At 71.7% G+C, this 12,119-nt stretch carries 7 protein-coding genes and 1 pseudogene; 1 reads left to right on the forward strand and 7 read right to left on the reverse strand.

What is annotated here, in order from left to right:
* Together ACFU99_RS16265 and nrdR are read right to left on the reverse strand one after the other, a co-directional pair.
* A partial coding sequence (locus ACFU99_RS16265; protein WP_384391779.1) for a vitamin B12-dependent ribonucleotide reductase occupies positions 1–2,847 on the reverse strand: 2,847 nt, incomplete at its 3' end.
* Between the two features lie 113 nt (positions 2,848–2,960).
* Entirely contained in the window at positions 2,961–3,473 is a 513-nt protein-coding gene (nrdR, locus tag ACFU99_RS16270) for a transcriptional regulator NrdR (protein WP_384391782.1), read from the reverse strand.
* A 521-nt stretch (positions 3,474–3,994) separates the two neighbouring features.
* Here nrdR and lexA point away from each other — a divergent pair.
* Complete coding sequence (gene lexA, locus ACFU99_RS16275) at positions 3,995–4,780, forward strand: transcriptional repressor LexA (protein ID WP_363224437.1); 786 nt, start codon at positions 3,995–3,997, stop codon at positions 4,778–4,780.
* 145 nt (positions 4,781–4,925) lie between these two features.
* Here the strand turns inward: lexA and ACFU99_RS16280 are convergent, their stop codons facing one another.
* From ACFU99_RS16280 to ACFU99_RS16300, 5 genes and pseudogenes are all read right to left on the reverse strand, one after another.
* Positions 4,926–6,914 (reverse strand): ATP-dependent DNA helicase, encoded by a 1,989-nt coding sequence (locus ACFU99_RS16280; protein ID WP_384391785.1) that lies wholly within the window; start codon positions 6,912–6,914, stop codon positions 4,926–4,928.
* 67 nt (positions 6,915–6,981) lie between these two features.
* Positions 6,982–8,787, reverse strand: a complete 1,806-nt coding sequence (locus ACFU99_RS16285) for an IucA/IucC family protein (protein WP_384391788.1) — start codon at positions 8,785–8,787, stop codon at positions 6,982–6,984.
* A gap of 94 nt (positions 8,788–8,881) precedes the next feature.
* On the reverse strand, positions 8,882–9,625 hold the full coding sequence (locus tag ACFU99_RS16290; RefSeq protein WP_384391790.1) for a GNAT family N-acetyltransferase: 744 nt from the start codon (positions 9,623–9,625) through the stop codon (positions 8,882–8,884).
* A 67-nt stretch (positions 9,626–9,692) separates the two neighbouring features.
* On the reverse strand, positions 9,693–11,603 hold the full coding sequence (locus tag ACFU99_RS16295; RefSeq protein WP_384391793.1) for an IucA/IucC family protein: 1,911 nt from the start codon (positions 11,601–11,603) through the stop codon (positions 9,693–9,695).
* 190 nt (positions 11,604–11,793) lie between these two features.
* A pseudogene (locus tag ACFU99_RS16300) lies at positions 11,794–12,119 on the reverse strand (aspartate aminotransferase family protein); the annotation flags it as partial.

Here is a 12,119-nt window from a genome sequence, read left to right on the forward strand (position 1 = left end):
GCCCTCGCAGAGGTAGCAGCTGCCCGCGCGGCGCATCTTGGTGCCGCAGGAGAAGCAGAGCGGAGCGTCGGCGTTGAGGCCGAGCTGCATCTCCACCAGTTCGGTGCTGTTGTGCGCCTGCTTCGGGGCCGGGGCCGCGGCGACCTCGACGACCTCGGAGGCGGGCGTCGCGCCCTTGGGGGCCTCGACGTGGCGGGGCGCGGACTGGGCCAGGCCCTCCACGTCCATCTCGTCGTCGTTCGGCTCGTACGAACCCGTCTCCAGGTGACGCTGACGCTCACCGGCGGAGTGGATGCCGAGCGCGGAGCGCGTCTCGAAGGGCAGGAAGTCCAGCGCCAGGCGGCGGAAGATGTAGTCGACGATCGACTGCGCCATCCGCACGTCCGGGTCGTCCGTCATGCCGGCCGGCTCGAACCGCATGTTGGTGAACTTGGAGACGTACGTCTCCAGCGGCACGCCGTACTGGAGGCCCACCGAGACGGCGATCGAGAAGGCGTCCATCATGCCCGCGAGGGTCGAGCCCTGCTTGGACATCTTCAGGAAGACCTCGCCCAGCCCGTCGTCCGGGTAGGAATTGGCGGTCATGTAGCCCTCGGCGCCGCCGACCGTGAAGGAGGTGGTGATGCCGGGGCGGCCCTTGGGGAGGCGCTTGCGGACCGGGCGGTACTCGACGACCTTCTCCGCGGCGGGCTCCTCGGCCTTGGCCTCCTCCTTCTTCTTGGCGGAGAGCGGCTGGCCGACCTTGCAGTTGTCGCGGTAGATCGCCAGGGCCTTGAGGCCGAGCTTCCAGCCCTCGTAGTAGACCTCTTCGATCTCCTCGACGGTGGCCGCCTCGGGGACGTTGACGGTCTTGGAGATCGCGCCGGACAGGAACGGCTGCGCCGCCGCCATCATCCGCACGTGGCCCATGGCGGAGATCGACCGCTCGCCCATGGCGCAGTCGAAGACCTCGTAGTGGGCCGGGTCGAGGCCGGGGGCGTCGACGACGTTGCCGTTCTCGGCGATGTGGGCGACGATCGCCTCGACCTGCTCCGGTTCGTAGCCGAGCCGCTTGAGCGCCTTGGGGACCGTGTTGTTCACGATCTGCATTGAGCCGCCGCCGACGAGCTTCTTGAACTTGACCAGGGCCAGGTCCGGCTCGACGCCCGTGGTGTCGCAGTCCATCATCAGGCCGATGGTGCCGGTCGGCGCGAGCACGGACGCCTGGGCGTTGCGGAAGCCGTTCTTCTCGCCGAGCCGGATGACGTCCTGCCACGCCTCGGTGGCCGCGGCCCACACCGGGGTGTCCAGGTCGTCCATGCGCTTGGCGGTGCCGTTGGCGTCCGCGTGCTGCTTCATGACGCGCTTGTGGGCGTCGGCGTTGCGGGCGTAGCCGTCGTACGCGCCGACGACCGCGGCGAGCTCGGCGGAGCGCTTGTACGAGGTGCCGGTCATCAGCGAGGTGATGGCGCCGGCCAGGGCGCGGCCACCGTCGGAGTCGTACGCGTGGCCGGTGGCCATGAGCAGGGCGCCGAGGTTGGCGTAGCCGATGCCCAGCTGGCGGAAGGCGCGGGTGGTCTCGCCGATCTTCTCGGTCGGGAAGTCGGCGAAGCAGATGGAGATGTCCATCGCGGTGATGACCAGCTCGACGACCTTGGCGAAGCGCTCGGCGTCGAACGACTGGTTGCCCTGGTCGTCGTCGCGCAGGAACTTCATGAGGTTGAGCGAGGCGAGGTTGCACGAGGAGTTGTCCAGGTGCATGTACTCGCTGCAAGGGTTGGACGCGGTGATGCGGCCCGACTCCGGCGAGGTGTGCCAGTGGTTGATGGTGTCGTCGTACTGGATGCCGGGGTCGGCGCAGGCCCAGGCCGCCTCGGCCATCTTGCGGAAGAGCGACTTGGCGTCGACCTCCTCGATGACCTCGTTGTCCATGCGGCCCCGCAGGCCGAACTTCGAGCCGCTCTCCACGGCCTTCATGAACTCGTCGTTCACGCGGACCGAGTTGTTGGCGTTCTGGTACTGGACGGACGTGATGTCGTCGCCGCCCAGGTCCATGTCGAAGCCGGCGTCGCGCAGCGCGCGGACCTTCTCCTCCTCCTTCACCTTGGTCTCGATGAAGGCCTCGACGTCGGGGTGGTCGACGTCGAGCACGACCATCTTGGCCGCGCGGCGGGTGGCGCCGCCCGACTTGATCGTTCCTGCGGAGGCGTCGGCGCCGCGCATGAAGGAGACCGGACCGGAGGCGTTGCCGCCGGAGGAGAGCAGCTCCTTGGAGGAGCGGATGCGGGACAGGTTCAGGCCGGCGCCGGAGCCGCCCTTGAAGATCATCCCCTCTTCCTTGTACCAGTCCAGGATCGAGTCCATGGAGTCGTCGACGGAGAGGATGAAGCAGGCGGAGACCTGCTGCGGCTGCTTCGTGCCAACGTTGAACCAGACCGGCGAGTTGAAGCTGAAGACCTGGTGCAGGAGCGCGTAGGTCAGCTCGTGGTCGAAGATCTCGGCGTCCGCCGGGGAGGCGAAGTAGCCGTGCCGCTCGCCGGCGTCGCGGTACGTGCGCACCACTCGGTCGATGAGCTGCTTCAGGCTGGCCTCGCGGTCGGGGGAGCCGACCGCGCCGCGGAAGTACTTGCTGGTGACGATGTTGACCGCGTTCACCGACCAGGAGTCGGGGAACTCGACGCCACGCTGCTCGAAGTTGATCGAGCCGTCGCGCCAGTTGGTCATGACGACGTCACGGCGCTCCCAGACCACCTCGTCGTACGGATGCACGCCGGGGGTGGTGTGGATGCGCTCGATACGCAGACCCTTGCTCGCCTTGGTTCCCTTGGAACGGGAGCCACGTGCCGGGCCACTCGCCGTCTCTGTCATTCCGCCTCCCTGTACGGGCAAAACGCCCTAATGCGCCCATTTCTTCCATGGCGCGGTGTCTGTCTTTTGTCCGGGTGCGCGGCGCGCCCCGGACAGGTCTGTGTGGTGGCCGCTCAGTCGGCGGCCGCGGCGGGCGCGGGGACGTCCAGGTCCCCTGCGGGCCCGCCCGCGTCAGTGGTGGACCGCTGCTCACGGAGCTCGGCGACCGCGGACTCGAAGTCCTCCAGCGAGTCGAACGCCTGATACACGGACGCGAACCGAAGGTACGCGACGAGATCGAGATCCTTGAGCGGGCCGAGTATGGCGAGTCCCACGTCGTGGGTGGACAGCTCTGCGCTGCCGGTGGCGCGGACCGCCTCTTCGACCCGCTGGCCGAGCTGGGCCAGGGCGTCCTCGGTGACCGGCCGACCTTGGCACGCTTTGCGCACGCCGGAGATGACCTTGTTACGGCTGAAGGGCTCGGTGACCCCGCTCCGCTTGATCACCATCAGCGACGCGGTCTCCACGGTCGTAAACCTGCGGGAGCAGTCCGGGCACTGACGACGCCTGCGGATCGAGCAGCCGTCATCCGTGGTCCGGCTGTCGACAACGCGGCTGTCGGGGTGCCTACAGAAGGGGCAGTGCATGGCTCTTCCCTCCTCACCCTCGAAAACGGTGCACGACCAAGGGCTCCGGCGGGTCCGTGCGGATCCCCCGAAGCAGCCCCAAGCATAGGTGATGCCCTCGGCCAAGATTGACCGGGGACCACAACTTGTAGGTGGCTGACGCCCATAAAACCACTAGATCTGGTGTCTGGCGGTCAACTGCGCCCGGCGCGTGTCGCGCCTCGGCGGCATCCAAGAGAGTACGGGAAGCGACCCGGTCCCGGCTCCACGGGGGCGAGGGTGCCACACTGGGGCCCGGCGCGGCCGGACTCGTCCGGGGCTCCCGGCCGCCGGTTCGGACGCCCGGACTGATGGCCTCTGTCCTGGTTATGCCGTTCGCGGCGAAGAGTACCGCCTTGCGGTGAATCACCGCGTGGCCGTACACCCATTCCCGTGATCACGTCAGCCAATTTGCCAAATTTCACTCGAACGTGTGTTTGGCGCAACCTTTCGAAAGCAACTACCGTTGTCCAACTAGGGAGAACATTTCGAGAGGGGCCGACGTGACCACCACCGCAGGCAGCGCGACCATCACCGCCCAGGACCGCTCCCAGAGCCGACTCGATACGGCGTATCCGCTGAACGAGGGGACCATGAATCCCGAGGGGCAGAAGCCCACCCGCTCGCTACCCGGCCGCCCCCCCGGAATCCGGGCCGACAGTTCGGGGCTCACGGACCGCCAGCGCCGCGTGATCGAGGTCATCCGGGACTCCGTCCAGCGCCGCGGATACCCACCGTCCATGCGCGAGATCGGCCAGGCGGTCGGGCTGTCGAGCACCTCCTCGGTGGCGCACCAGCTCATGGCGCTGGAGCGCAAGGGCTTCCTGCGCCGGGACCCGCACCGGCCGCGGGCGTACGAGGTGCGCGGCTCGGACCAGCCGAGCAGCCAGCCCACCGACACCACCGGCAAGCCGGCCGCGTCGTACGTGCCGCTGGTCGGCCGGATCGCGGCGGGCGGCCCGATCCTGGCCGAGGAGTCCGTCGAGGACGTCTTCCCGCTCCCGCGCCAACTGGTGGGCGACGGCGAGCTGTTCGTCCTCAAGGTCGTCGGCGACTCCATGGTCGAGGCCGCGATCTGCGACGGCGACTGGGTGACCGTGCGCCGCCAGCCGGTCGCGGAGAACGGCGACATCGTGGCCGCCATGCTGGACGGCGAGGCCACGGTCAAGCGCTTCAAGCGCGAGGACAACCACGTGTGGCTGCTCCCGCACAACGCCGCCTATCAGCCCATCCCCGGTGATGAGGCGACCATCCTGGGCAAGGTGGTCGCGGTGCTGCGGCGTGTGTGAGGGCGCACCGAGAGACCGGCCCCGGAACCACTGCGCCGGTTCCGGGGCCCTGTGACGAGGCGCTGCGACGGGGGCTGACGGGCTCGGCGGCAGGCCCGTAGCCGACCCGGCGGCGGCTCTACTCCCCCGTCCGTCGGCAGCGGCTCTACGCTCCCGCCCGCTCCCCGTCCGCCGCCTTCGCGGCCGCGTCGATGGCGGCCAGTGAGCGGCGCGCCTGATTACGGTCCGTCGTGTACCAGAAGTCCGGCATGGAAGCCCGCAGGAAGCTGCCGTAGCGGGCCGTGGCCAGCCGCGGGTCGAGCACCGCCACCACGCCGCGGTCCCCGGAGGCCCGTACGAGCCGGCCTGCGCCCTGCGCCATCAGCAGCGCCGCGTGCGTCGCGGCGACCGCCATGAAGCCGTTGCCGCCCGCCTCCTCCACCGCCTTCTGCCGGGCGCTCATCAGCGGGTCGTCGGGGCGCGGGAAGGGCACCCGGTCCATGACGACCAGCTGACAGTTCACACCGGGCACGTCCACGCCCTGCCAGAGCGACAGGGTGCCGAACAGGCACGTACGGGCGTCCGTGGCGAAGGTGCGGATCAGCTCGCCCAGCGTCTCCTCGCCCTGGAGCAGGATCGGCATGTCGAGCCGGCCGCGCATCGCCTCCGCCGCGCCCTGGGCGGCCCGCATCGAGGAGAACAGGCCCAGCGTCCGGCCCCCGGCGGCCTCCACCAGCTCCGCCAACTCGTCGAGCATGTCGGTGCGGCTGCCCTCCCGGCCGGGCTGGGAGAGGTGCCGGGCGACGTAGAGGATGCCCTGCTTGGGGTAGTCGAAGGGCGACCCGACGTCGATGCCCTTCCACTGCGGTACGTCGTCGCCCCCGGTGCCCTCGGGGGCGAGCCCCAGCGACGCGCCGACCCCGTTGAAGTCACCGCCGAGCTTGAGCGTCGCCGAGGTGAGGACCACGGAGCGCTCGCTGAAGAGCTTCTCCCGCAGCAGCCCGGAGACCGACAGCGGGGCCACCCGCAGGGACGCCCCGAACCGGTCGTGGCGCTCGTACCAGACGACGTCGTACTCGGAGCCCTCCACGATCCGCTCGGCGACCGTGTGGACGTTCTCCACGGCGGCGAGCGCCTGCTTGCGCACGGCGTCCTCGTCCTGCACCGACTTGTCCCGCGTGGCGCCGATCGCCGAGATCACCGTGCGCGCGGCGTCGCGCAGCGACATCAGGGCGTAGCCCAGGTCCTCGGGGATCTCCTCCAGGCGGCCCGGCAGGGCGAGCTCCATGAGGCGCTCGAAGGTCTCCGCGGCGGTCTGGAGGGCGTCGGCGGCCTTCTCGTTCACGAGCTTGGCGGCGCGCCGGACGGCCCGGTTGACCTGCCCCGGAGTGAGCTCGCCGGTGGCGACGCCGGTGACGCGGGAGACCAGCTCGTGGGCCTCGTCGACGATCAGCACCTCGTGACCGGGCAGCACCGGTGCGCCCTCGATGGCGTCGATGGCGAGGAGCGCGTGGTTGGTGACGACGACGTCGGCGAGCTTGGCGCGCTCCCTGGCGGCCTCGGCGAAGCACTCCGCGCCGTACGCGCACTTGCTGGCGCCCAGGCACTCGCGGGAGGTCACGGAGACCTGGGACCAGGCGCGGTCGGAGACGCCCGGCGTCAGGTCGTCGCGGTCGCCGGTCTCGGTGTCCGAGGACCAGTCGCGCAGCCGCAGCAGGTCCTTGCCGAGCTTGCTGGTCGGGGTAGCCGACTCGAACGGGTCGAAGAGCCCCTCTTCCTCCTCCTGCGGCACCCCCTCATGGAGCCGGTGCAGGCACATGTAGTTCGAGCGGCCCTTGAGCATCGCGAACTCGGGGCGGCGGCGCAGCAGCGGATGCAGCGCGTCGACCGTGCGGGGCAGGTCCCGCTCGACCAGCTGCCGCTGGAGGGCGAGCGTAGCGGTGGCGACCACCACACGTTCGCCGTGCGCGAGGGCCGGCACCAGATAGCCGAGGGACTTGCCGGTGCCGGTGCCCGCCTGCACCAGCAGGTGGGCGTTGTCGTCCACGGCCTCGGCGACGGCTTCGGCCATGGTGACCTGTCCGGGGCGCTCCGTACCGCCCACGGCGGTGACGGCGGCGTGCAGCAGATCGGGGAGGGAGGGCTTCGTCGTCATAGCCCTGACACCCTACGGTGCGGCACTGACATCGCCGTCCACGCGGCCCTCGGGCCGGGGGCGGCGGTCACGGTGCGTGCAGGGGGTTCGAGACGGTCCCGTGCACGGCCGCGTGCGGGCGTTTCGGGCGGTCGCGGTATCCGTCGAGATGGAGCCGGTTGCGGTTGAGACACAGGCGCGCGATGCGGGGCGTCAGCAGATCGAAGGTCTCATAGCGCTCCTTTCCCTCGGGGAAGCGCTCGTGGTGGCGGAGGATCTCGGCCCGTACGAGCGCCCAGAACTCGGCTTCGGGAACGGCCAATTGGTCGGCGCAGAGCGGCGCGAGATAGCGGAACACGCCGACGAAAAGACCCGCGTGGATGAACTGGGTGAGAAAGGCGGGCGGTTCGGTGAGCAGCACCGAGCGGACGTCGGCGGGCATCGCGTCGTGCTCGGGCAGCGGCCGGGCGCTGATGTTGACGTCGTCGACGAAGTCCTTGACCGCGAGGCGCACCGGCACGTCGTTGTCGTCGAAGACGACGATGGCGTTCTCTCCGTGCGGGGAGAAGACCGTGCCGTAGCGGTAGAGGAACCGCAGCAGGGGCGGCAGCAGGGCGGCGAAGAGGCGGCGCAGCCAGGCGGCCGGGGGCAGCCCGGAGCGGTGTACCAGTTCGGCGGTGACGGCCCGTCCGGCGGCGTCGGTGTGCAGCAGGGCCGCGAGGGTACGGGCCCGCTCGCCCGGCGCGAGCTGCGGCGCGAGCGGCTCGCGCCAGATGCAGCCGAGCAGTTCCTTGTACTGGTACGGGACGCCGAGGAGCCGGTCGTACAAGGGGTGTTCGACGGTGACGGAGGCCGTTTCGCCGAGGAGGATCACGCGGGTCTCGTCGCGGAGGAACTCGTCGGCGTCGCGCAGGGAGTGCACCCAGGCGGTCACGGCGGGGGCGGCGAGGGTCCGTTCGGTGGGCAGGCCGCGCCAGACGAGGGTGTTGAGGATGGACAGCGGGAGTTTGACCGTACGGGCGTGCGGGCGGCTGGTGTTGAGGAAGGTGCGGATCGACTGCTGGGGCAGCCGGAGGTCGTTGTCAGTGGGCAGGGGGATGATGGTGGCGTCGGCGAGATGCGGGGCGAAGAGGGGCGCGATGGTCTCGTCCCACTGCCAGGGGTGGACGGGGAGCCAGAGGTAGTCGGCGGGGTCGCGGCCCTGGTCGGAGATGGTGCGGGCGAAGGCGGCGCGCGTGCCGGGTGCGAGTTCCTCGCGGTAGAGGAGATCGGGGGTGGCGAGGGCGGGGACGCCTCGGTAGCGGGCGAGGTCGCGGTGGACGGCGAGCCATGGCAGGCGCTGGGGCAGGCGGGCCTCCGGCGTCCAGCGGGCGGCGTCGGAGGCCGAGAAGCCGATGCGCCCTTTGTTGGCGATGAGCCAGGGGTGGCCGGTCTGGTGGCCTTCGAGGTCGGCGTAGCCGAGATCGGCGAGGGCGGGTGCGGAGAGGGCGGTGGTGCGCAGCCGGACGTCCGCGGAGAGGGTGGCGGTGAGTTCGCGGACGAGGTGGCCGGTGGTGTCCCCGGTGAGGTCCAGCACGGTGTCGTGGGCCTCGGCGAGGAATTGGAGCACGTCGCCGTGGGGGGTGATGGAGCCGGGCTCCACGCGCCAGTGTCCGTACGCGCCGCGGCGGGCGCGGAAGCGGTAGGTGACCTGCTCGGTCACGGGGAGCCGGTAGGGGCGGTACGCGGCCGCGCCGCCCTGGGACTGCCCGGCGCCGGGCTCCCCGTCCTGGGCCGCGCCGTCCGGCTCGGGGGTGAGTACGCCTTCGTAGCTCAGCTCGGCGAGGAGCTTGGCGAGGAGGTCGCGGGAGGCATGGTGCCAGGTTGACTGCGTGGGACGGGGCGAAGGAGGCATGAGGGGACTCCTCGGGTGCGGAACCTGGGCGCGCCAGGCGGAGATATGAGTCGCGGGGCCCGGATGGGGGCCGGGTGTGGGATCACAGGTGGTGTCACAGGACGTCGCACAGGGAGCGGTCACGGATCATCAGGGCCGCGCGTTTGCCGGGGAGTTCCAGCTCGGCGGAGAAGCGGAAGCCCGCGCCGAGGAACGCGGCTACGGAGGGGGTGTTGCGGAGGTCCGGTTCGGCGATGACCCGGGCGCAGGAGGGACGGTGGCCGAGGACGTGGTCGGCCACGGCCCGGAGCAGGGTGGTGCCGAGCCCGCGGCCGCGGTGGGCGACCGCGCCGATGAGCAGGTGGAGGCCGGTGTCGTGCGGTCTGGCCGGGTAGTAGCGGGCGACCGGGTCGAGGTCGGCGCGGTACACCTCCCAGTAGCTCATGGGCGCCCCGGCGAGCACGCCGAGGCAGGGCACGCTGCGCCCGTCCCCGTCGAGTTGGGCGCGGACATGGGCCGCGGTGGTCTCGGCGGGGCCCGCGAGCTCCCAGAAGGCGGCTACGGCCGGGTCGTTCATCCAGCCGGTGAGGAGGCGCAGGTCGCGTTCGAGGCGTACGGGTACGAGCTGGAAGGGGCCCGCGTCGGTGCCGACGGGCCCCCATGAGGTGAGCCCGTCGAGCAGGTCGGGGCCGCCCGACGGGCGAGGGGGCCCATCGGGGCCGGGGCAGTCGGGGGTGATGAAGGCCGCCAGTTCCTCGGACAGGTTGAGGTCGATGGTGTCGTCGGCGTCAGGATCGGAGGCGGGGTCGGGGCCGGGATCGATGGTGGTGCCGGTGCTGGAGTCGGTGGGTTGCTGCACGGCGGCGCTCTCCTTTCGGCATGGACAGGGGTCGGGGGGGCGTGTCCGGGCGCTCAGGGGCTCGCGGTCAGCCCGTGGTGGAAGAGGCGGATGTGACAAGGGGGTTGGCGATGGTGACGTAGACGGACTGGGTGTCGACCGGGCCCACGAGCTCGTCGAGCCCGCGCAGCCGGGTCAGCAGGTTGGCCTTGCAGCGCAGGCCCGTCGTCTCCAGGAGGAGGGCGGGCAGCGGCGAGCGGGTGGCGGCGGGGCCTGCGGCCGCGTCGCGCAGGAAGCGGCGGAAGCCGGCCAGCAGGATCTGCTCGTCGGCGAGGCGCTGTGCGCCGAAGGCTCCGATGAGGCCGAGGACGTTGTTGATGCCGAGGTAGTAGGCGAAGCGCTCGTCGGCGACGTCGTCGGCCACGAAGGTGTCGCTCAGGCCGCCGATGCCGGGCAGCCTGTGCTCCAGCTCCGCCCGGCGGGACTCGCGGAAGTAGTAGCCCTGGTTGTCGCGGTAGCGGCCGCCGGCCGGCCAGCCGTCGCCGTCGAGGAGCACGAGGGTGTTCTGCTGGTGCGCCTCCAGGGCGATCCCGGCCTCGCCGTCGAGCCAGAGCACCGGCCGGACGACCGTCTCCAGATACCTCAGGAACCACTCGGCGGCGACGGCCCCCGCGGGTCTGCCGGTGCGCGCGACGAGCCGGGCGACGATGAAGGCGAGCCGCGAGCGCATGGCCGAGGGGTCCGGCAGGCCGGGCCAGGGCCGGGGCGAGGCGAGTCCGGCCACGCACACGGCGTCGTCGCCGGGCCCGAAGGGGTTGTGCCGGATGACGGCGTCGAGGCCGGGCAGCGGCTCGCCGTCGGGCGAGTCCACCGCGAGCCAGGCGGGGTCGCGGACGATGTCGAAGCCCGGCCCGGCGGGGCAGGCCGCGCGCCAGCGCGCCGCGACGCCGCTGCGCAGCAGCCGGTGGACCTCTACGCCGCGCCGCAGTTCCTTGCGGAGGTTCTCCCGGCGGGAGTTGGTGATGTGCAGCCCGAGCGAGAGCTTCAGCATCGCGGCGGCGCCGGGCCGCAGCACGGTCCGTACGGACGAGGTGGGGTGCCAGGGCTCGCCGTGCGGGCCGAGATCGTGCAGCAGCCCCGCGTCGAGGAGTGCGGCGACGGCGGGGCGGTTGCGGACCTCGCGGGCCTGCCACGGGTGGATCGGCAGGGCGGCGCTCTCGGCGGGCAGTTCGAGTCCGGGGCCGGCGAGCCGGGCGGTGAGGCGGGCGGCGGTGACGGCCCGGCCGCGCTCGGTCCAGGCGGAGTCGGCGGCGAGTACGGACCGGTGTACGGCCAGCCAGTGCAGGGGGAAGGAGCCGCGCAGCTCGGGTGAGTAGAGGCGGGCTTCGGTGTCGGAGAGGCCCTCGCGGCTCTTGGGGGTGGGGTGAAGAGGGTGGCCGAGGAGGAGGGACTGCTCGGCAGTGAGGAAGAGGTCGCCCGTCGCGGGGTCGGCGGGCGCCGCGCGCCGCTCCGCGATGAACTCCGCGGTGCGGCGGGTGGAGTCGGCGACGCGTCCGACGAGTTCGGCGCCCTCGGTGGCGGGGGCGCGGCCCTCCAGCGCGGCGCGGTGCGCGGCCTCGCGGCCGAGCAGCGCGGCCACGGTGACCGCGTCGACGGCCGGGGCCCCGGCCGGGCTGCCCTGGAGCACGGTCGGCCCGAAGCGGTGCCAGCCGGTGGCCGACCAGTACCGCACCGGTACGTGCAGCACGGTGCCGCTCGCGGTGAGCGGCAGGTCCAGGGTGTCGCGGTCCGGGCGCGCGGTGCCGTTCTCGCGCACCCAGCAGCGCAGCAGGTTCTCGACGGCCGCGGCGTCGGCGGCGCCGTACGGATCGGGGTGTTCGAGCGGATCGGCCGATGCGGTGTGGCGGCGCTCCGGGGCCGCCGCATCGAAGCGGCGGCCCTGTCGCGGTACCGACGGGGCCACGGCGGCGGACGCACCGTTTCCGGGAGATGCGTTCACTGAGTTCTGCCTCGCGATGTCGTCATGTCGTCACGTGTGGTCGTCACGATGTGCTGTCAGGTCTTGCTGCGGCGTCGTCTCCGCGGCGTCATATCGGGGTCGCTGTCTCGGGGGCGCTGTCACGGGGCGCTGTCTCGGGGCACCGTGCCGTGTCCGGGCGTCGTATCCGCTGCGGCGTACCGCTGCTCTTCTACGTCGCACTGCCGTGACGCGGGCGCTCGGCGACGACGGCCGCCGCGACGGCGTCGGCGAGCCGGTCGAGTACCGCTTCCGCCTGTTCGTCGCTGATGGTGAGCGGCGGCAGCAGGCGGACCACGCTGGAGTGGCGGCCGCCGAGTTCGACGATCAGCCCGCGGCGCAGGCACTCCCGCTGGACGGCCGCCGCGAGCACGGGATCTGCCGGGTGCGGACGCGCCCCGTCCTCGGAGCGGACCCAGCCCTCGTCCCCGCCGTCCCCGACCCCATCTCCAACCCCGTCCCTGGGCCCCTCCGCGCTCCCGCCCGGATCGACGAACT

Origin of the sequence: Streptomyces sp. NPDC057654 (assembly GCF_042800135.1) — a bacterium.
In the GTDB taxonomy this organism is placed as follows: domain Bacteria; phylum Actinomycetota; class Actinomycetes; order Streptomycetales; family Streptomycetaceae; genus Streptomyces.